This window comes from Micromonospora sp. CNZ295 (assembly GCF_004217535.1).
Window position 1 is genome coordinate 5,059,672 of sequence record NZ_SHKZ01000001.1, and the last position, 20,303, is coordinate 5,079,974.

Below are 20,303 nucleotides of genomic sequence, written 5' to 3' on the forward strand. Positions count from 1 at the left end.
TGTGATGGCCGGCCAACCGCAGGTCGAAGCACTCGGTGACCACAATTACCTGATCCGCACCCGTGAAGGCGAAGACACGGTCGAGTTCAGCATCCACGCCAGCCCTGACGTCGTGGCCCACATCGCCGTCGTCGAAGCCGACGAGAACCGCATCATCGAAGCGACAGTGGCCTACCTGCTCCGGCGGCAACGCGCCGACGACCTGCCCGCAGCACTCGATCTCGACGACGTGGCCGCCGCATACGACGGCTACATCGACGAGATCTTCACCCAGCTCGACCGCCGATGAGCACCAGCTGAAACACGGAGGCGGAATACGTCTATGACGCACGAGACCGCGCGACCCAAGGTCAGAACCCGCCCGAGGTGGTTCGGGACGACGCGTCCTGAACGTCAGGCCGAGCGACAGTGGCCGAGCGGCAGGTGACCTGTTCCACCAGGTTGCGACGACACCTGCCAGTCCATCAGGCCTGACCACCGATCACTCGACTGGCCGTGTCGACAACGCAACGAGTCAATAACTAAGGCCGAGGCCGCCAGGCCCCCTACAGACGACGGCTCAGGGTCGAACTTCCGCCATGATCCGAGCGGCGGCTGCCGTACTAGTGTCGTGAGTCGTTAATTCGGCTGCAGATAGTAGGCTGTGGGGGTGGCTGGTCGTCCTCGTGGTCTTGTCGAGCTGACTGATGATGAGCGTGCGTGTCTGACCCGGTGGGCGCGGCGGGGTAAGTCGTCACAGGCGTTGGCGTTGCGGTCGAAGATCGTCCTGTTGTCCGCCGATGGGCTGGTCAATACCGATGTCGCGCAGCGGCTTGGTGTGTCGCGGGACATGGTGGGCAAGTGGCGTAGCCGGTTCCTGGCGCGCCGGTTGGAGGGCCTGGTCGACGAGCCGCGGCCTGGGGCGCCTCGCCGGATCAGCGACGACCAGGTCGAGGAGGTCATTGTTCGTACGCTGGAGCAGCAGCCGGCCAATCAGGACAGTCACTGGTCGACACGGTCGATGGCCAAGGCCACCGGGCTGTCGCAGACCGCGGTGTCGCGGATCTGGCGGGCGTTCGGCCTCAAGCCGCACCTGGTGGACACCTGGAAGCTGTCGGCGGATCCGCTGTTCGTGGAGAAGGTCCGTGACGTGGTCGGCCTATACCTGGATCCGCCGGTGAAGGCGATGGTGCTGTGCGTGGACGAGAAGTCGCAGATGCAGGCCCTGGAGCGGACCCGGCCGATGCTGCCGATGATGCCCACGGTCCCGGCCCGACAGACCCACGACTACGTTCGTCATGGTGTGGCGAGTCTGTTCGCCGCGTTCGACGTCGCCACTGGCACGGTCATCGGGCAGGTCCACCGCAAGCACCGTCACCAGGAGTTCCTGCGCTTCCTCAAGGCCATCGACGCGAACACCCCCGCCGAGTTGGACCTACACCTGGTCCTGGACAACTACGCCACCCACAAGACCCCGGCCGTGCAGCGATGGCTGGCCGCGCATCCCCGCTTCCACCTGCATTTCACCCCGACCTCGGCGTCCTGGCTGAACCTCGTCGAGCGGTGGTTCGCCGAACTGACCAACCGGAAACTGCGCCGATCCAGCCACCGGAGCCTCGCCGAGCTCGAAGCCGACGTCCGCGCCTGGATCGACGCATGGAACGCCGACCCGAAGCCCTTTGTCTGGACCAGGACCGCCGACGACATTCTCAACAGCGTCGCCACCTACTGTGGCCGAATTAATGACTCATGACACTAGGTCTTCTGCCCACGGACGTCGGTGGCGCCTCGGCGATCTTGAGTGACCAGGTGTTGGGAGAGCGACTCCCCTGCCTGATGGTGGGACGGGCCTGCGCGGATGGGAGAGATGACCAGCCACCGCCATCCGCACAGCGGCTGAGTGCTGGCCGATCTCGGTCGCCAGTGTTCCGCCCTTGAAGCGATTTGCGACAACTGGAGCAGCGGGCCCGCTAATCGGCCTGGTGCACACGGGGCACCAGATGAGAGGGGTTGTGCGAACCGTGGTGACAGTGGACATCTTCGGTCGCTGCCGGTCATACACCGAGAGTCGGGAGGCTCGAACGGACGGGCTGTACCCGTACTTCACCCCCTTCGGGGGTCAGGACGCGACCGTCGCGAAGACCGTGGACGGCGAAATTTTAATGTGCGGCTCGAACAACTACCTCGGACTGACCTCCGACCCCCGGGTGAAAGCGGCGGCGCAGGCGGCGATCGAGGAGTACGGATCGTCGCGCACGGGATCGCGGCTCCTCAACGGCAATACGCCGCTGCACGAGGAACTGGAGCACGAGCTGGCCGATTTCCTCGGCATGCCGGCCGCACTGGTGTTTCCGACCGGTTACCAGGCGAACGTCGGCGTGATCGCGGCCCTGTTGTCGCATCACGACGTGGTCATCCTCGACCGCGAGGCGCACGCCTCGGTCTACGACGGTTGCGGCATGAGCCGGGCCAGAACCCGCCGGTTCGCCCACAACGACATGGACGACCTGGAACGGCGGTTGGCGTCCACCCCCTCGGACGCCGGACGGCTGGTCGTAGTGGACGGGGTCTACTCGATGGCGGGCGACCTGTGCCCGCTGCCCGAGGTGGTGCGCCTGTGCCGGCAGTACGGCGCCCGTCTGCTCGTCGATGACGCGCACGGCATCGGTGTGCTGGCCGAGGGCCGGGGTACCAGCGCACACTTCGGCGTCACCGATCAGGTCGACCTCGTCACGGTCACCTTCAGCAAGTCGCTGGCGTCGATCGGCGGCGCGGTGCTCGGTCCGGAGGATGTCATCGAGTACCTGCGCCACCACGCGCGCAGTCTCATCTTCAGCGCGTCCGCGCCGCCGGCCAACCTGGCCGCCGCGTACACCGCCCTGCGCATCCTGCGGTCGGAGCCCTGGCTGTGCCACCAGGCGGTAGAGAACGCCTCGTATGTGCGGCGTGAGCTCAGCGCCCTGGGTTACGACCCGTTTCCGAGTGAAACGCCGATCGTGTCGGTACGGCTCGACGGCGTGCAGCAGACCCTGCTTGCGTGGCGCGGCCTGCTGGACCGCGGCGTCTATGTCAACGCTGTGATCCCTCCGGCGGCTTCGCCCCGCCTGCGGGCAAGCTTCTCCACCACCCACACGTCGGAGCAGCTCAAGCGCGCCGTCGCCGCGTTCGCCGAGGTCCGCGACCTGATGGCCCTCAAGGACCGATGAGTGTCAAACCGGCTCCAACCCGCAGTCGGGACCCGGGATCCGGCGGTTGCCTGGGCGCGGATGTGGCGGCTGCACTTCGTACCCTTCTCGCTGTCGGCCGGTCTGGTCGGCATGACGGCGCCGCCGGTCGGGCCCGGTGCCGCGAGCATCGTGGTCGGGCTGCTGTTCTGCACTGTCGGGTACCGGTAGATCCACACTCCCGCAGGCGCGCGCAACCCTGGCGGCCGTGACGTGAAGGTCACTCAAGCTCGGACCGTGGGTGCATGACGGGATCCTGTCGAGTGGAGGGTGGTGCCAGGGCTGGAACGTCGACGGTCGAGGGGAGTTAGCGCTGCCCGAGTCCCGTCTTTCCGTCGAGCAACTCGCGTGCGACGTCGAGGTGACCGGCATGGCGCGCGGTTTCCTCGATCACGTGCAGGACGATCCGACGCAGGTCGGTGATCTCGTCCCCGAGTGGACCGGGGTGACGTCCTCGCGGGGGCGCCGACAGTGGGGTGGAGGCGAGGACGGCGTTGGATCGCTCGCATTGGTCGCGGTAGAACGCGATGACCACCGCTGGTGGGCGCGGGGTGGTGAGTGGCGTGTGGTCGTCGTCGGGCCAGGTCATCGGTTCGGCGGAGCCGGTGGCGACTTCCTGGAACCAGTGCCGCTCGGCGTAGCCGAGGTGCTCGATGAGACCGAGCGGCGTCCATCCGGAAGGCAGCACCGCGGTTGTCAGGGCTTCGGCGTCGAGGCCGTCGATGATCGCCAGTACGCTGGCACGTTGCGCCTCCAGGAACATCAACAATGCGTTCTTCTCGCTGCCATCCACCCGGTCCACGCCCCTTGCCGGTCAGATCACCCATAGTCCGTGGAGAAGCCCCACGCGGACCGCCACGATGTCGAACAGCCGCCGGCCGCTGTGCGGCCGGTCGGCGAGCACAGCGGGCGGTACCATCCGCGTCGCACGCTAACAGCCAGCGCAGACACTTCCGGGTGGGCGCATGGCCCGGCAGCCGGGCCGCTGGGCGCACGCGCTATGTCGGCGGCATCACCTACCGGTCTTTGGCCGTGGCCTCCTCTATCTGGCCACCGTCCTGGACCTGCACGCCCGGTACCTGGCCAACCGGGCGATCGCCATTCACCTGTACACCGACCTGGCCGTTGACGCGCTGAGCGCGGGTTGCGATTTCGAGGAGTTCCAGCACGTGCTGGTACTGCTTTCCGCTCGCCAGCGACATGCCCAGCTCGCATGTCCGGTTGGACGATGCGTAACTGTGGAAGTCCCGCCCCGAGAGTTCACGCACCTGGCGTTCCGTCGCGCCCCGGGTGAGCTCGGGAAAGGCCAGACCTCGGTCGCCGGCGAAGCCGCAGCACCCCCAAGTGGTGGGTGTGAAGACCTCCTCTGCGACGGCCGATGCAATGGCTCGCAGATCGTCTTCGATGCCGAGGTGCGTCGTTGCGCACGTCGGATGCAGGGCCAGGGAGGGTATCCGCTCCGTCACGCGGAGCCTCGGCAGCACCGACCGCCGCACAAAGGTCACCGCATCCACGATGTCCAGCTTGGTCAGCTGGCGGCGCCGGGCGTCGTCAAGGAGCCCGGACAATTCGTCGAGACCGAGGCTGCACGAGCTGGCATCGCACACGATCGGCAACGTGCCCCGCCGCGAGGCCGTCCAGAGCGCGTCGAGTGTGCGGCGCGCCATTTCACGAGCCCCGTCGGTGTATCCCTTCGACGTCCAGGGGGTTGCGCAGCAGAGCCCATCGACCCCGTCCGGCACGCTCACTGGGATGGCTGCTCTGCGGCAGAGCTGCAGGAACGCCTCGGTGACCCCGAGACCTGCGTTGGTACCTCCTGCCGCTCCGAACAACGAGCCGATGCACGCCGGGAAGAACACTCCCGCGGATCCCGAGGGTGTCTGTGGTCTCGGGCGGGCCCGACCGGCGGACGGGAGCCCGCCGAGGCTGGCGATGCGTGCCCCCAGCCGTGCCCCGAGTGCAGCACCGATGTTCACGAAGAAGCTGTCCGGAGCGAGGGAGGCCGTACGCAGGCCCGCGCGCAGGGTGGCGATGACAGCACGCCAGTTCTTCGCTGCTAGTACCGCTGCGGCCGCCTGGAAGCGGCCGTGTCGTGCCGTGCGCTGGGCTTTCATGACCTTGCCCGTGTCAATGCCGACCGGGCACGACAGTGCGCACAGTGAGTCTGCGGCGCAGGTGTCCACTGCCGCGTAGTCGTAGCCGCGTCGGAGGTCCTTGCGTGCCTCGTCGTCTGCGGCAGCCATCTCACGAAGCAGGGCGATGCGCTGTCGTGGCGTCGTGGTGGTGTTGCGTGACGGGCAGCCTGGCTCGCAGAAACCGCATTCGACGCAGCGATCCATCTCGCCGCCCAGGACGGGTATTACCTTGAGGTTCTTCAGGTGTGCCGACGGGTCATCACTGATGAGCACGCCTGGGTTCAGGATCATCGTGGAGTCGAACAAGGCTTTGATCTCGACCATGATTTGGTGCAGCTGGTCGCCGTACTGCCTTCGTACGAAGGGAGCCATGATCCGTCCCGTGCCGTGCTCGGCCTTCAGGGAGCCACCGAGGCCAAGCACCAGGTCGACCAGGTCTTCGGTGAATGCCTCGTATCGACAGACCTCGGCAGGGTCCTGCAGCGCTGGACTGATCATGAAGTGGAGATTGCCGTCCTTGGCGTGCCCGAAGATGGCCGCGTCCTGATAGCCGTGTTCGGCGAGGAGCTCCGTGAGGCTGCGGACGGCGCCCGTCAGAGCCGGTGGCGGCACGACTACGTCTTCGAGTAGGGCTGTTGATCCGACCGGCCGGGACCCGGCGAGCGCGGCGTAGAGCCCTTTGCGAATTCGCCAGATCTCACTGCGGACTCGGGGATCGCGGGTGAGCTCGATCGCGGTGTGCGAGTGAACCGTGGCGAGGGTGTCGTGTGCTGCGTGGACGACGTCGTCGAGTTCGGCTTCGGTTGCGGCCTGGTATTCGACGAGGAGGGCCGTGTGCTCGTCAACGGTCAGCCCGAGGGCTGGGAGTGCCTCTCCCCCAGTCTGCTGCGCGACCCGCAAGGAGTTTGCGTCCAGCAGTTCGATCGCCCGCGCCCTCGTCGCAATCAGCGTTGGCAGGGCATCTGTCGCCTGCGGGAGCGACTCGAACACGAGCAGCGTGGTGGCAGCGTGATCCAGCCTGGGCAGGGTCCGGAGCGTGACCTGCGCCAGGAATCCCAGCGTTCCTTCGCTACCGACCACGAGGTGGGTGAGGATGTCAACGGGGTCGGTGTGGTCGACGAGCGCGTTGAGCCCGTATCCCATTGTGTTCTTGAGGGCGAACTGGCGCCGGACCTCGTCACACAGGGATGGGTCGTTCGTCAGGCGCTCTCGTAGCCGAAGGAGTCCGTCGTGGAGTTCGGGTTCGTCGGCGCGTAGTTTCGCCTCGGCGTGCGGGGAGGCGGTGTCGAGTACGGTGCCGCTGGGGAGGACGATGACGGCTGACTCGATCGTCCGATACGCGGTCTCCTCCGTGCCGCTTGTCATTCCGCTCGAATTGTTCGCGACGACACCACCCACCGTGCAGGCGATCTCGCTGGCCGGGTCGGGGCCGAGTCGTCTGCCGTAAGGAAACAGGCGGGCATTGACCGTTCGCACCGTGGCGCCCGGCTGGCAGCGCACGCGCGCCCCCGCGTCCAGGACCTCGACGTCAGTGAAGTGGCGCTGAGTGTCGACAAGGAGCCCTGACGTCACGGATTGGCCTGACAGGCTGGTCCCGCCGGAGCGGAACGTCACGGGTAGACCGTGGCGACGTGCCACCGCGAGCGCCGATGCGACGTCATGCGCGTCCTTGGCCACCAGCAGGGCGGTCGGTTGCAGCAGGTAGTGCGAGGCGTCGTGTGCGGCCGCTGCCAATTCGACGGGCGTGGTGCGCAGACTGCCGTCGGAGACCGCTCGCCGCAACTCGGTCAGGGCAGCGGGGTTCGTTCCACGGCGCGTTCGGGCGGATCTGGAGTTCACGGCTCCTCCTCGATGATCCGCCGAGCGAACTCGAACTGCGCGTCGCCAACCGTGACCGGGGCTCGCTTGCCACCCAGCCCTCTGGCCCAGATGACGGTGAGTCCGGCGGCCGAGGCGGCGTCGTGGTCGATTCCGCCCGGTGGGGAGCTGATGTCGATGACAGCCGTGGAACCCACGGCAGCGAAGGCGTCCGGGGAGATGGCTCGGCGGTCGGGAGCCGTGTTGACGATCAGGCCGGCGTCCTTGAAGAGCTCCGCTCGCCGGTCGTACGGCACGGCCTGTTGCGCGCCGAGCGCCAGCGCCTCGCGGAGGACCTCGGGACGACGTGCGGCCACCCAGACCGGCTCGCCGATCGAGACGAGGAGCTTGGCGATCGCCCGGCCTGTTGCTCCGAAGCCCAAGAGTGCGACCGGCACCTCGCGAAGCAGGCGGTCGGTCAGCCGCACCATTTGGGCGACTAGTTCCTCGGCCACCGCATCGGCAACGATCTCCGCGAGCCGGGGGTCGTCCTTGGTCTCGAAGAGGCGGCATCCGGACTTTGCGGCCCAGGTTCGCAGGCTCGGGCTGGCCCTGCCCAGGATGATCCCGCCGGCATGGACATCCGAGTGCGATAGCAGCCGTTGGTCGAGGACGATTGGCGTCGTGGCGTACGGTGCGAAGACGCTGTCGTCGGGGCCGAGGCCCGGTGCGGGGCAGACGATCCACCGCGCGCCGGCCACGGCCTCTTCCGCCGATTCCGTGACCCGCACGTCTTGGGCAGACACCAGGTCGGTCCCGAAGTGGTTCACGGTGTGCCCGTTCTTACTGAGACGGACCGCGACCCGGGCTTCGCGTCGATCACCGCCGAGGACCGCTACGCGCATCGCCGTTCGGGTGGCGGCGGACGTTGGGTGTTCGTGGTGCTCGTCGGGCACCACGGGGAGGGCGTCCGTCACGAGACGAGCGCCTCGCGGGCATCGAGCGCGTCGAAACGCTCGTCCGCGGACCTCAGCGCATCCTGCAGCACCTGCTGCTGGCGAGCATCGAGCTCGACGTAGGGAAGTCGCACCACTGGCGTTCCCGCGTAGCCGCGCAGTTGCATGGCGGCCTTCACTGCGCGGGGCTGGCCAAGCTCGCGGACCGCTGCCGCGTAGGGCTCGAGTGCGTAGCGGACCTGCTCGGCCAGCGCATGCTGCGCGGTTCCGGCGTGCTGCGCGATCAGCCCGAACGCGCGCGGGAACACCCACGAATTGGTGGAGGTGAAGCCGTCCGCGCCGTCCGCCAGTGCCTGCACCGAGACGAGGTCTGAGGCCCCCAGCACTCGCACGTGTCGTCCGACTGCATCGATGGTGGCGCTGATCCCGCACTCGGCTTTGGTGCCCTGCTTGATCGCGGAGAACCCGCTGTTGGCGGCAATGGCGGACAGCTGGTCGGCTTGTAGGTCGGTGCCGAAGACAGGGTTGTTGTAGATCACCATTGGGGCGTTGACCCTCGTGGCCAGGACCTCGAAGTGCCGCAGGATGTCATCGTTGCTGAGCTCCGCAAGCAACGGCGGGCTCACCATGATCTCGTCGGCGCCCGCATCCGCGAGGCGGTTCGCCAGCTCGACCGTCGCCGTCGTGGACGGCTTTGCTGCGCAGGCCATCACCCGACCGGGCGCCTGCGCGGCGACGATGTCGACGATGCGCTGGCGTTCTTGGTCCGTCAGACTCTGGAACTCGCCGTACGCCCCGGTCAGGAGCACGTCGACGATGCCGTGTTCGGAGAGTGCCAGCAGATTTTGCAGCATGGCTCCTGCATCGACGGTCCCGTCCTGCTTGAACTGGGTGGGCGCGATGGCGTAGACCCGCCGAGTGCTGGTAGGTCTGGAGTCGTCAACTGGCACGATCGTGCACCTCGTTCCGGCGCAGTACGCGCCCTCGGCGGTCATTGACTACGACGCCGTCCTCGACAGCGGCGGCACCCGCCACGAAGACGTGCCTGATACCAGTGGGCGGGAGCAGTGGGTCCTCGTAGGTGGCGTTGTCGTGCACGGTGTCCGGGTCGAAGACCACGACGTCGGCCACCATGCCATCGGATAGCTGACCCCGGCCCGGAATCCCGATGCGCTTGGCCGTGGCGAGGGTCATCCGCCGCACCATTTCGGGAAGGTCCAGTCCCGGCCCGCTACCCGCGTACCGACCGAGGACGCGCGGAAATGTGCCGGCGACGCGGGGGTGCGGGAGTCCCGGCAGCGGAATCCCGTCGGAGCCGATGCTGGTGTGTGGCCACCGCATGAACGTCGTGAGGTCCTGCTCGCTCATGTTGTGCAGGACGACGACCACCTGGCCGTCGTTGTGGTGGAGCAACTCCGCGATCGCGTCCACAGGCGATGTGAGGCCCAACCGGGCGGCCACGTCAGTGATGCTCCGACCGTGGTGTTGCGGGGTTCCGGTCGCCGACGCGATCCGTACGTTATGCCAGCCGGTCGTCGTACCGAGGTTCTGCCATCCGGGGACGCCTGCCGCGAGCTGCGCCTCGACCTGGCGCCGCACCGCCGGGTCACGAAGAGCCTGCAGCGCCGCTGGCACACCGGAGGTGAACAGTGGCGGCGGCAGGAGGGCCAGGAGTCTGGTGCTCCCGGCGGTGTACGGGTACACGTCGGTGGTCACCGACAGGCCGCCGTCCCGAGCCTGGTCGAGCTTTGCCAGCACCTCCGCGCTGCGCCCCCAGTTCGCCTCTCCCGCCAGCTTGAGGTGAGAGATGTGCAGCGCCACGGACGCCTGGGCGGCGACCTCGACCGCCTCGTCCACCGCCTCGAACACGCCGTCGGTGATGCTGCGGATGTGCGACACGTAGAGCGCGCCGGCCGCGGCAACCTCCGAGGCCAGCAGGCCCAGCTCGTCATGCGAAGCCCAGCACCCCGGGGTGTACGCCAATCCGGTGGACAGGCCGAATGCGCCCTGACGCAGGGCCGTGCGCAACGCGCGGAGCATCGCATCGCGCTCCCGCTGGTCGGCCGGCCGGTCGTCGGCGCCGAGAACAGCCGAGCGCAGCGCCCCGTGCCCGACGAGTGGTGCGATGTTCGACGGCAACGGCAGGCGCTGCATGGCCTGCGCGTACCCGGCCATGGTCTCGTACGTGGTGCCCTTCGCGCCGAACGGCGCGCTCGAGTCGGACAGGACCCGCTGGCTGGCCGAGTTGGGTACGGGGAAGGTGCTGAAGCCGCAGTTGCCGACGACCTCGGTGGTGACGCCCTGGAGTAGTCGACAGTGGTGGATGTCGGGGGCTTCCTCGGCGTAGCGGGCGGCGATGTCCGCGTGGCTGTGCGCGTCGATGAGGCCCGGTGCCACTACGGCGCCGGAGGCGTCCACGACGGTCGCCGCTGGGTCGTGCGCTGCCTCCCGGACCAGTCGTACCCGGCCGTCCCGCAACACCACGTCGGACCGGAATGGTGCGCGGCCGGTGCCGTCGATGACCGTCCCACCTCGAATCAGGACATCGGTCATGCGGTTTCCTCCTGGGAGACGGTGTACGCCGCCAGGACGTCCGGGTCGGGGTCGAGCCCAAAGCCCGGGCGGTCAGGGATCTCGAGCCAGCCGTTCTCGGGCAGGAAGAGATCTTGGAAGAGTGCGGAGTACACGCGCAGGTGCTTCAGGTGGTATTCCACGCTCGATCCTGCTGCTGAGCCGCACTGCAGTTGCGCGTTGTGGGGACCGAAGCCGTTCCCGTTCGCGATCCTGACACCGTTGGCGTGTGCCATGTCGGCGACGCGGAGGGCCTCGGTGAACCCCATACTGATGACGTTGGGTTGCAGGATGTCGACAGCCCCGGTCCTGATGTACTCGGCATAGGTCGGGGCGAAGCCCACCGGGTTAGCTGCGATCGGGATCGACGTCTGCTGCCTCAGTTGCCGCAGCAGGCGCGGGTCGTTGCGCACCACGGGCTCTTCGAACATGGAGATGTCCAGAGGTTCGCACAGGCGGCTGAGCCGCACTGCGTCGACGAGGTCCATGCCGGCGCCGCCGTCGAGGATGAGGGCCACATCGGGCCCGACCGCCTCCCTGACCGCGGCGATCCGGCGGAGGTCGTCGGCGGCGTCCCACGGCGTGGTCCGGCCAACCAGCGTCTTGAGGCGACGGTGGCCTTCGGCCACCAGGTGACGAGCCTCCTGGACCAGTTCCTCCACCGAGTAGCGCCGTTGATCCGGTGCCGAGGTGCTGGTGGGCCCGGCGGCGCCGAATGCCACATAGGCTTCCACCCGGGATCGGGCTCCTCCGCACTGACGCCAGACCGGCTGCTGCAGTACCTTGCCGCGTAGGTCCCACAGCGCGACGTCGAGGGCGCCGATCGCGTACATGAGTCCGGGTCCACGACGGGCGAATCGGGTGCGCAGCTCGCCCCATGCCTCCTCGACAAGCAGTGGATCTCGACCCATCAGGGTGGCCCCGATGTGGCTGTTGAGCAGCCGGACGACCTCGGCGAGGGGGACCTCGCCGTAGTGGTGGATCGGGCTCCACCCGGTGATGCCGTCCGCGTTGGTGATCGAGACCAGGGCGCCGGAGGCAGCGGTCGGGCCCGACCGGAACGGAGGTGGCTCGATCGGCAGGTTGGCGTACTGGACTGCGCGCACCTCGGTGATGGGACCGGCCATGTCAGTCCTCGAGGAGGATGCAGGCCGACGGGTCACAGACGATGCTGACGCGCTCACCGACCTGGGCGACCCGTGGTGGGCGGTCCTGGACGCGCACCGGCTCCGATTCGCCGTCGACGCGTACGAAGTAGTCGATGACGTTGCCGGCGTACGTCGTCGCGGTGATCTCACCGACCATGCGCAGGCCCGCGCCTGCGTAGTCGGCAGACTTGACCGCCAGGTTCTCTGGTCGGATCGCCAGGTGCAATTCGGACCTCGGTCCGGTCCGCAGCCGCTCACGGTTGCGGTCAGTCGTGGCGACTTCCACGGTCTGCCCGTTCGCCAGCCGCACCACAGGCCGGTCGCGCAACTCGACCAGGGTGCACGGCAGGATGTTCGCCAGCCCGACGAAGCGCGCGACGAACTGGGTGCGCGGCCGGGTGTACAGCTCCTCGGGTTCGCCCATCTGTTCGATCGCCCCGTCGCGCATCACGGCGACGACGTCGGCGATGGCCAGCGCCTCCTCCTGCGAGTGGGTGACGTAGATGCCGGCGATTCCCAGTCGCTGCTGCATGGCGCGGATCTCGAACCGCATGGACTCGCGCAGGACCGCGTCGAGGTTGCTGAGCGGCTCGTCGAACAGCAGCAGCGTCGGATGGGTAGCCAGAGCTCGCGCGACGGCGACACGCTGCTGCTGTCCGCCGCTGAGGTCGGTTGCTGGTCGGGAGGCAAAGTCCACCATCCCGACCAGCTCCAGCACCTCGCGCACGCGCGGGCCGACGAGGTGCTTGTCCAGGCGCGCCCGACGCAGTCCGTAGGCGACGTTGTCGAAGACGGTCATGTGCGGCCACAGGGCGTAGCTCTGGAACACCATGCCCAGCTTGCGTCGCTCCGGTTCCACGCTGCGTCGGCCGTCTGCGACCACGTTCCCATCGATTGTGATGAGGCCCTCGGTCGGCGTGTCGAGGCCCGCCACCATTCGAAGTGTCGTTGTCTTGCCGCATCCGCTGGGTCCCAACAGCGCAAGGAGCTGGCCGGGGGCGAGCGACAGGCTGATCCCCTTGACCGCCGCGACGTTCCCGAATCGCTTGTAGACGGACTCGATCGTGAGCTTGGGCGGCAGGGCAGAACTGTCTGGCGAGGTCTTGTCCGGAGCTGGTCGAGTACCGTGTACGAGCTCGAGGGGTCTCACTGGCCCATCACCTCGCGGAACTTGTTCTGGTTTGCCTCGCGGTTCTTGCTGACCCAGGTGCCGTCGACCGGGACAAGGCCCGCGGCGATGTCGAGCTTGTAGGGGGCCTCAACGTCCGTCCGCACCGGCTGGCCGCCGTAGCCCTCAACGAACGCCTTCTGTCCATCGGCGGTCAGGGACCACCGGGCGAACTCCTCGGCGACGTCCTTGGCCTTGCTGTCCTTGACGACGCTGACGACGGTGACGAACGACGGCGCGCCCTCGGCCGGCACGACAGGCAATGCCACACCGCCGTCTTGGGCGGCCTCGAAGGCGAGGTTCGCCGCCTGGATTCCGATCTGGCGTTCACCGGACAGCACCAGGTCGTTGATCGGGCCCTGGCTGGACGCCAGCAGCGCGTCGAGCTCGGCCAGGCGTGCGTAGTAGTCCCAGCCATAGGGCGGGCTGCCGGCCTTGTTTTTCAGGTACTCGGTGAGGAACCACAGCGGGGCGTGCGCACCGCCGCTCTGGGTCGGGTCACCGATCGCAATCTTGTTCTTCCACCGGTCGTCGAGCAGATCCGTCCAGCTGTCCGGCACCTCGTCAGGCTTGACGAGCTTGGAGTTGTACTGAATGAGGTACGCCTGCACGGCAGCCGGGATGGCGTACCCACCGCCGGTGGGGTCGCGGACGTCGCGGACGATGGCTGGGTCATCGAGCTCGGGCGGCTGGAACGTCTCGAAGAGGTGGAACTTCTCCTGCTGCTCGATGGCTGTGGTGTGGTTGCCGATGATGACGTCGGCTCGCACCTGTCCGGCAGCCGCCTCCAGTTGCAGGGTGGCCGCGATCTCGCCGGCTGTCTGCGACACGACGTTCAGGGTGAGGCCCTCGCCGTAGTGCTTCTTGAATGCTGCGACGATCGGGTTCATGCCCTCGCTGGAGATACCCGAGTAGATCGTGAGTGTTACCGGGTCCCCCGGCTTCCGCGTGCCGGCATCGGACGAGCCGCCGCAGGCGGCGAGCGTGCTCGCCGTCAAGGCGATGGCGAGTACAGCTGCGATCCTCGGCCGGCGACGTGCAATTGAGTGGGTGCCTGGGTTGTTCCGTTCACGGTTCATGGTGCAGTCCTTTCCCAGAGCGGGTTTTCGACGGATGTGGATCGAGGGGGCGGCGTGCAGTGGGCGGCTGGTCTCCCCCGCCGTGGTTAGCTCAGTGGGCGATGACCGAGCCGATGCGGCCGGATCCGAAGGGACGGCAGAGGCATCTGCGTCGGTGGATCGTGGGCGGGATCTTGTGGTGCGGTTGGGGTGCCGGTGGTGGCGCCCGCCGAGGGTCTGCCGCCGTGTCTGGCTCAGGAGTCCATCGACGCGATGGGGCGACCGCCGATGCGCTGCGCGAGCGCGACCAACGTCATGACCGCCGCGAAGATCAAGATTGCGACCGCGGAGGCCCGGGGCAGGCCGTTCGGTCCGTCCCACAGGTTGAGCAGCGCGGTGGCGGCTACCTCGCTGCCCGGTGCCCGGAGCAGGATTGAAGTGCTGAGCTCCGGGAACGTCTGGATGAAGACGAGGATCCATGCGTAGGCGATTCCCTGGCGCACCAGCGGGACCGTGATGCTGGCCAGGGCCCGCAGTTGCGAGGCACCGGAGACGCGAGCGGCCTCCTCCAGCTCGCCGGACACCTGGACGAGGGAAACCTGTACGGATCGAACGCCGTAGGTGATGTACCTGCCGGCGTAGGCGAGCAGCAGAATCCAAATGGTTCCGTAGAGCCGCAGCTCCTTGGCGGGTGTGAACAGGTAGGCGACCATCATGCCGATCGCGAATGCTGTGCCGGCGATGCCGATCGGTGCGATGGCGATGTAGTCCAGGAGCCCGCGCCCGGGCACCCGCGTCTTCGTCACGATATAGGCGGTGGCTATCGCGAGGATGGCGACGACGGTGGCGGTGACGCCCGCGAGGAGGAGGCTGTTGGCGAACCCCTCCCGCACGATCGGCGCAGCCACCACGAACCGGTAGTTGTCCAGCGTCAGGTTGTCGGCAGTGAGCCCGCGGGTCGGGGACTTGAGGAAGGAGATGATGAACAGCAGGACATAGGGCAGCAGCGCCGCGAGGAGAACGTAGGTGAGGCCGAGCGCGCTCAGGACGTGGCGACCGAAGCCCATTTGAATCGGCGTCGGACGGTAACCCTTGCCGCGGATCGTCTCGAAGCGTTTCGTCAGTCGCGTGGTGTACCGGTAGCAGAACAGCATCGCCATCGACAGCAAGCTGATGATCACCGAGAGTGTGGCGGCGAGCGCGAAGTCGAAGTTGACCAGGATCGCCTGTCGGATGCTGGTGGTCAGGACGTCGATCCCGAGGATGTATGGCGTGCCGAACATCGCAAGAGCCACGCTGAACGACAACAGGGCACCGGACAGGATGGCGGGCCGCATCATCGGCAAGGTGATCCGCCAGATCGTCTGGGCGGACGTTCCCCCCGTCACCCGGCTGGCTTCCTCCAGCGCGGGGTCCATGCTGCTGAAGGTCGGGACGAGCGTCAAGAAGACGAGCGCTACCGTGCCCGGAAGGGCCAGGAACACGAAGCCGTACAGCGAGTAGATGTTGAACGGGCCGAACTCTTGGTCGAGACCGAACACTGCGCGTAGGAGCACGTTGACGTACCCGGCGTTGGGGCCGCCGATCAGGATGTAGGACAGTGCGATCAGGAACGGCGGGCTGATGAACGAGACGATCACCGAGACCCGTACCAGCGACTTGAAACGCATGTTGGTCCGGGCCACCCCGAACGCGAGCGGGGTGGCGATCAGTACGCTGCCGACGGCCGTTGCGGTGGCCACCAGAATGGTGTTCAGAACGGCCTGACGCAGTCGCGAGCTCGCCAGCACCTCCGCGAAGTTGTCCCAGGTGAGGTTACCTGCGTCGTCGGTGACCGCCCGCCACACCATGGCCCCGATGGGCAGGATGACCAGCACGACCAGGATCAGGGCAACCGCGAGCCAGACGAGTTGGGCTGGGGCGATCCGCAGACCACGGCGAGCCGGCACCCGCCGCTCCTCCACAACCTGCTCGAGGCGTGGGCGGTCCTGCACGGACTGCGCGCTCATAGGTCGCTTCCAGCCCTGGGCAGCGGTGGCGGCGGTACCGGTCGCCGCTGACCGGGTGCGGCGTCGGCGCCTTCCGCCGCCAGGCGGGCCGCGATCGACTGCATGACTATGTGCTGCACGTCGAGCGCGTGGGCGGCAGCGGCCTCGGCGGCATCGGTGCCACGTCCTTCCAGGATCGCCGTGGCGATCGCGATGTGCTGTTCACCGCAGCGGCTGGCGTCGGACTTGGCCGGCGCGTCGCGCTGACGGAGCACGCTGGTCAGGCTGAGCGCGTTCTCCACCAGGGTGACGAGCCTGGGGTTCTGCGTGCCCTCAGCCACCATCAGGTGGAAGACACCGTCCCAGTGGCGGAACCCGTCGACGTCGCCGCCGACCGCTGCGTCGCGTGAGTTGACGGCAGCCTCCAGCATCTCTCGACGCTGTTCTTCGGTAGCGCGCTGCGCAGCGACGCGCGCGGCGCCAGCCTCCAGCACGGCTCGCACCTCGTAGGCCTGCTCAATGATCTCGCGTGAGGGGCTCACCACGCGCGCGCCTCGTCCACCGTCGGACTCGATCAGCCCGACGACCTGAAGGCGGAGCAGAGCTTCTCTGACCGGCGTCTTGCTGACCTGCAGGTCGCGGGACAGGCCCGCCTCCGAGACCGGGGTGCCCGGTTCCAGAGCCTTGCTGATGATCGCCTCCCGGATGGAGTCGTAAACCATCTGCGTCAGGCTCTCGGGCTTCGTCTGGAGTGGCTTGAGATGGCGCATCGAACTCCTTCGTATCCGGCGTGCGGAGTACGGTATATCGGATCTCATACACGGGTCAAGGGGTCCCGACGATGCACTCCTGGCCGATCCCGCAAGCGTTGCCAGCCCGACACCAGGCGCAGGCCAACGGCCAGCCGTGGCCGCGTCCGTCGGCGCGGGCGTGGTCGAGCGACCAGGGTCGTGGCGCTGCCGGCAGTGGCGTTCTGGACCGGGTCGAGGCGGCGCAGGTCGCGGTGGCCGTCAAGCAGGGTCGCCCCATCGAGCGCGAGCGCGATCGCGGCCAGGCAGGAACGAACGACCTCATCGGCGGACGGCACGACGAGTAACTGCCGCGGCCCGTCCATCTCCGCAGCGTCGAACGTATGCACGATCTCTGCGTGCAGGAGGTGGTACGGCGGGGCAGGGCGGCATCTGGGGACGCCTGACCGGGCGCGACGTGTGGCTGATCCGCGAAACGCGCAGGAAGACGACGGCTCAGGGCCGGGGATACGGAGTTCGGAAAGGTGCTGTGCTGAGAGTTCGACTCGGAGCCCGAAACCATGGAGACGGTAGATCGTCTGCTGCGCGCCGACACCGCAAGCCGGTGGCGGGAGCAGGGCCACGGCACTCCCCCGCCGGCTGGTGGCGCGAGATGTCATGCCTATGAGCTCGGAATACCCGCCTCGACCGTGCACGCGATCCTGACCCGGCACGGTCCGGCAGTGTGATGACGACCCTCGCCGGTGTCGAGACTGCCAGGCCTACTGGCCGTGCTCGTACCGCATGCAAGCCGAGCGCCAGCTGGTCACGACGGTCGGCGCGGCCACCACGGCGACTTAGAGCCCGTTCGTGATGGCCTAAACGTCGGGCTCACCGGGGAACGATGTAACAAGCACCCGGGTTGATCACGCCTGTACCTACGTGAAGCCAACGCTGCGTGGAGGCCTGGTCGTGCCTGATCTTGCCGCAATCGCCCGTGAGCGGGCAATGCTGGCGTCGACAGCCGACGCGATCGTGGAGGCGTCAGTCGGCAAAGACCTACGGGTCGCCGTGGCCTGCCCCAACTCGCACCTCGCCCTGGTCGACTACCTGGCACAAGCGCTGCACGCCCGCGGCCGCGCCTGCCGCTGCCTGCCCGTGACGCCGAGCCCGGAAGACGCCAGGAGTGTGCCACCGGATCGGCTGGAGAGCGGTTCAACCAATGTGGTGATAGCGAGCGGCCCGGATACCGAAGCCGACCGTGGTTCCCGACCGGTGAAGATCAGCGTGATTGCCGGAGTGCCGCGGGGCAGCGACGTCAGCCACCAGGAATCCGGCGAGCCGTGCTCACGGGCAACCGGCGACTCGGACATCATCATCGATTACCGCGACCCAAACGGGCCGATGATCCGCTACATGGCGCCCTACCTCGCGGGACAGAACCAGCAATAGAACGCGGGAATGGACGACGCTGCCGGAGGGATGCGGACTCAGGCTGTCGCCCGGTGGCGACCTGCGACAACGAGCACGTGCCGGCCACCGTCGCTTGACGCTCGGGCCTAGCCCGCCTCGATGCTCGGGCTGCATTTCTTGCTGCCTCGCTTACGCCGACCCGGTACGTCGAAGTCCGGCGGCGGTTCCTGCGCGAACATCCCGGCCACGTGCTGGACAGCTGGCCGCTGCCGGCCGATTGATTTCGTACAAGAGCGACCGCTCAGGACACGCTACTTTCGGGGCAACCCCAAGCAGAGGAGAGCCCCGTGGGCACGGTGGTCATGTACAGCTCGGTGTCGGTGGACGGCTTCGTCGCGGACGAGAATGACCAGCCCGGACCGCTGTTCGACTGGTTGTCCAACGGCGACGTCCCGTTGGACGAGAGCGGCGAGCTGACGGTGTCGCAGACGTCCTACGACTACACCCGGGCGTACTGGGACCAGATCGGGGCGACAATCGTCGGCCGCCACGTCTTCGACATGACGGACGGCTGGGACGGGAAGCCTCCCGGCGGAGTCGACCATGTGGTCGTCGTGACGCACCGGCCGGAACCCGAGGGCTGGGACCCCGAGGCGCCGTTTCACTTCGTCGACGGTGTCGAGGCAGCCGTGGCCAAGGCGCAGGAGCTTGCGGGTGACCGCATGGTCGAGGTCGCCGCTGGCGACGTCGGCGGCCAGGTGCTTGCCGCGGGCCTGGTTGACGAGGTGCGCATGGACGTCGTACCCGTCGTGTTCGGGTCCGGCAAGCGCTACTTCGGGTCGGTCGACGCGCAGCACCTGTTGGAGGATCCTGATGTGGCGATTCAGGGCAACCGGGTGCTTCACCTGCGCTATCAGGTGCGCCGTTGACCGATCTGAGCGGGTACGCGAAGAAGTCCACTTCGAACGCTGACACAAGATCGGGCCTCCGACCGCGTTTGCGCATCGCTGTCCCTGGTCGGGCGGCCGACGCCGATCCGCCCCAGCACCTCACCTGCGGCAAGTTCAACTCAAGATCACTGGCTGGCGGGCGGCGACGTTTCTGCCTCCCTGCATCGGCAGCCAAAGCCGCGCGCAACGGAACGGCGTCCCACCCTATGCGGCATTGCACAGGGTGGGACGCCAGCGGAGTCCGGATCGTCAGTGCAGGTTGTTGAGGTCGATGGCCTCCGCCATGGCCAGGTAGCCGGCGTCGTTGAAGTGCAGGCCGTCGCGATAGTCATAGCGCCGGTCGATGCGTACCGGGTCGTTCGGGTCCCGTACCGCGGCGTCGAAGTCCACGACCGCGTCGAACTCGCCACTGGTACGGATCCACTGGTTCACCTCCTGCCGGATCGCCTCGCCAGCGGCCGTCCAGTTCCGGGAGCTTCCGTACGGCGTCAGCGTGGCGCCGACGACCTGTACACCGTGCGCGTGCGACCGTCGGATGTAGTCGCGGTAGCCCTCTATCAGATCGGCGGCGGTGACGGCCTGATCAGGAAGCTGCCGGGACTGGATGATGTCGTTGATGCCCAGGTAGAGGATCACGGCGGAGACGTCGTCACCGGCGAGGTCACGGTCCAGACGAGCCAGCCCACCAGGCAGTGACTGCGGATCCGGCTCGGAGGGGGGCGCGTCCCGCAACAGTCGCCCGGCCGCTATGCCATTGTTGACGACCGACACGCCGCCGCTGCCCGGTGGCTGCAGCAACCGGTCCGCCAGCTGGTCGGGCCAGGTCTTTTCGGCGCCGACCGTGGATCCCAGCCCGTCGGTGAGGGAGTCGCCCACCGCGACGATGGATCCACGATCGGCGACGTTCTTCACCTCGACGCCGGAGACGAACATCCACGACTTCGAGACCGGCCGCAGGGCGTCCGCCTCCAGGTCGGCCGTGTGGTCGCCGCCCGACACGAAGCCGGTCTCGCGCGCGAGGTTGTGCGTGGTGGCCTGGCCGGTCGGCCCGGCGACGTAGACGCTCACCGCGAGTTCCTGCCGCTCACCGGTCGCCAGCGGCACGCGGTCGGACACCACCTCGGATCCCGGGGCCGCGGTGATCGACTCCTTGCCGGCGAAGCGCAGTTCGTGCACGGTTCCCGGGAC

At 67.7% G+C, this 20,303-nt stretch carries 18 protein-coding genes; 7 read left to right on the forward strand and 11 right to left on the reverse strand.

Annotated elements, in window-relative coordinates; all coding sequences use genetic code 11:
• Nucleotides 1-4 precede the first annotated feature (4 nt).
• From EV376_RS23625 to EV376_RS23640, 4 genes are all read left to right on the forward strand, one after another.
• The gene (locus tag EV376_RS23625) at nucleotides 5-289 is read left to right on the forward strand and encodes a hypothetical protein (protein WP_130326670.1); all 285 of its coding nucleotides are present in this window, start codon (nucleotides 5-7) and stop codon (nucleotides 287-289) included.
• Between the two features lie 354 nt (nucleotides 290-643).
• Entirely contained in the window at nucleotides 644-1,732 is a 1,089-nt protein-coding gene (locus tag EV376_RS23630; RefSeq protein ID WP_165438083.1) for an IS630 family transposase, read from the forward strand.
• Between the two features lie 391 nt (nucleotides 1,733-2,123).
• On the forward strand, nucleotides 2,124-3,185 hold the full coding sequence (locus EV376_RS23635) for an aminotransferase class I/II-fold pyridoxal phosphate-dependent enzyme (RefSeq protein WP_207228353.1): 1,062 nt from the start codon (nucleotides 2,124-2,126) through the stop codon (nucleotides 3,183-3,185).
• The gene (locus EV376_RS23640; protein ID WP_130326674.1) at nucleotides 3,186-3,374 is read left to right on the forward strand and encodes a hypothetical protein; all 189 of its coding nucleotides are present in this window, start codon (nucleotides 3,186-3,188) and stop codon (nucleotides 3,372-3,374) included.
• Nucleotides 3,375-3,510: 136 nt separating this feature from the next.
• On the opposite strand, the gene EV376_RS23645 is transcribed toward EV376_RS23640, so the two are convergent.
• The 10 genes from EV376_RS23645 to EV376_RS23690 form a co-directional block, all read right to left on the reverse strand.
• Nucleotides 3,511-3,996 carry a DinB family protein gene (locus EV376_RS23645; RefSeq protein ID WP_207228355.1) on the reverse strand — a complete coding sequence of 162 codons (486 nt, stop codon included), beginning with the start codon at nucleotides 3,994-3,996 and terminating at the stop codon, nucleotides 3,511-3,513.
• Between the two features lie 223 nt (nucleotides 3,997-4,219).
• Entirely contained in the window at nucleotides 4,220-7,177 is a 2,958-nt protein-coding gene (locus tag EV376_RS23650) for an FAD-binding and (Fe-S)-binding domain-containing protein (protein ID WP_207228357.1), read from the reverse strand.
• The gene (locus EV376_RS23655; protein WP_130326678.1) at nucleotides 7,174-8,112 is read right to left on the reverse strand and encodes a dipicolinate synthase subunit DpsA; all 939 of its coding nucleotides are present in this window, start codon (nucleotides 8,110-8,112) and stop codon (nucleotides 7,174-7,176) included. Before EV376_RS23655 ends, EV376_RS23650 begins: the two co-directional genes overlap by 4 nt.
• On the reverse strand, nucleotides 8,109-9,041 hold the full coding sequence (locus EV376_RS23660; RefSeq protein WP_165438084.1) for a dihydrodipicolinate synthase family protein: 933 nt from the start codon (nucleotides 9,039-9,041) through the stop codon (nucleotides 8,109-8,111). The genes EV376_RS23655 and EV376_RS23660 overlap by 4 nt, the downstream gene beginning before the upstream one ends.
• Entirely contained in the window at nucleotides 9,031-10,644 is a 1,614-nt protein-coding gene (locus EV376_RS23665) for a D-aminoacylase (protein WP_130326682.1), read from the reverse strand. The genes EV376_RS23660 and EV376_RS23665 overlap by 11 nt, the downstream gene beginning before the upstream one ends.
• Nucleotides 10,641-11,789, reverse strand: a complete 1,149-nt coding sequence (locus EV376_RS23670; RefSeq protein WP_130326685.1) for a mandelate racemase/muconate lactonizing enzyme family protein — start codon at nucleotides 11,787-11,789, stop codon at nucleotides 10,641-10,643. Before EV376_RS23670 ends, EV376_RS23665 begins: the two co-directional genes overlap by 4 nt.
• A gap of 1 nt (nucleotide 11,790) precedes the next feature.
• Nucleotides 11,791-12,960 (reverse strand): ABC transporter ATP-binding protein, encoded by a 1,170-nt coding sequence (locus EV376_RS23675; protein ID WP_130326687.1) that lies wholly within the window; start codon nucleotides 12,958-12,960, stop codon nucleotides 11,791-11,793.
• Entirely contained in the window at nucleotides 12,957-14,057 is a 1,101-nt protein-coding gene (locus EV376_RS23680) for an extracellular solute-binding protein (protein WP_165438085.1), read from the reverse strand. Before EV376_RS23680 ends, EV376_RS23675 begins: the two co-directional genes overlap by 4 nt.
• Nucleotides 14,058-14,290: 233 nt before the next feature.
• Nucleotides 14,291-16,045: an ABC transporter permease gene (locus EV376_RS23685; RefSeq protein WP_130326691.1), complete on the reverse strand. Its 1,755-nt coding sequence runs from the start codon at nucleotides 16,043-16,045 to the stop codon at nucleotides 14,291-14,293.
• Nucleotides 16,042-16,794, reverse strand: coding sequence for a GntR family transcriptional regulator (locus tag EV376_RS23690; RefSeq protein WP_165438086.1), 753 nt, complete (start codon nucleotides 16,792-16,794; stop codon nucleotides 16,042-16,044). The genes EV376_RS23685 and EV376_RS23690 overlap by 4 nt, the downstream gene beginning before the upstream one ends.
• A gap of 71 nt (nucleotides 16,795-16,865) precedes the next feature.
• Between EV376_RS23690 and EV376_RS23695 the strand changes: the two genes are divergently transcribed.
• The 3 genes from EV376_RS23695 (at nucleotide 16,866) to EV376_RS23715 (ending at nucleotide 19,094) form a co-directional block, all read left to right on the forward strand.
• Nucleotides 16,866-17,120 carry a hypothetical protein gene (locus EV376_RS23695; protein ID WP_130326694.1) on the forward strand — a complete coding sequence of 85 codons (255 nt, stop codon included), beginning with the start codon at nucleotides 16,866-16,868 and terminating at the stop codon, nucleotides 17,118-17,120.
• Between the two features lie 604 nt (nucleotides 17,121-17,724).
• Nucleotides 17,725-18,204: a hypothetical protein gene (locus EV376_RS23705; RefSeq protein WP_130326696.1), complete on the forward strand. Its 480-nt coding sequence runs from the start codon at nucleotides 17,725-17,727 to the stop codon at nucleotides 18,202-18,204.
• 308 nt (nucleotides 18,205-18,512) lie between these two features.
• On the forward strand, nucleotides 18,513-19,094 hold the full coding sequence (locus tag EV376_RS23715) for a dihydrofolate reductase family protein (RefSeq protein ID WP_130326698.1): 582 nt from the start codon (nucleotides 18,513-18,515) through the stop codon (nucleotides 19,092-19,094).
• Between the two features lie 270 nt (nucleotides 19,095-19,364).
• Here the strand turns inward: EV376_RS23715 and EV376_RS23720 are convergent, their stop codons facing one another.
• Nucleotides 19,365-20,291 carry an SGNH/GDSL hydrolase family protein gene (locus EV376_RS23720; RefSeq protein ID WP_130326700.1) on the reverse strand — a complete coding sequence of 309 codons (927 nt, stop codon included), beginning with the start codon at nucleotides 20,289-20,291 and terminating at the stop codon, nucleotides 19,365-19,367.
• Nucleotides 20,292-20,303 lie beyond the last annotated feature (12 nt).

Coding starts and splice junctions, on each gene's coding strand:
- EV376_RS23625 (WP_130326670.1), top strand. CDS start 5: ATGGCCGGCCAACCGCAGGTCGAAGCACTCGGTGACCACAATTACCTG.
- EV376_RS23665 (WP_130326682.1), bottom strand. CDS start 10,644: ATGACCGATGTCCTGATTCGAGGTGGGACGGTCATCGACGGCACCGGC.
- EV376_RS23670 (WP_130326685.1), bottom strand. CDS start 11,789: ATGGCCGGTCCCATCACCGAGGTGCGCGCAGTCCAGTACGCCAACCTG.
- EV376_RS23680 (WP_165438085.1), bottom strand. CDS start 14,057: ATGAACCGTGAACGGAACAACCCAGGCACCCACTCAATTGCACGTCGC.
- EV376_RS23685 (WP_130326691.1), bottom strand. CDS start 16,045: ATGAGCGCGCAGTCCGTGCAGGACCGCCCACGCCTCGAGCAGGTTGTG.
- EV376_RS23690 (WP_165438086.1), bottom strand. CDS start 16,794: ATGCGCCATCTCAAGCCACTCCAGACGAAGCCCGAGAGCCTGACGCAG.
- EV376_RS23695 (WP_130326694.1), top strand. CDS start 16,866: ATGCACTCCTGGCCGATCCCGCAAGCGTTGCCAGCCCGACACCAGGCG.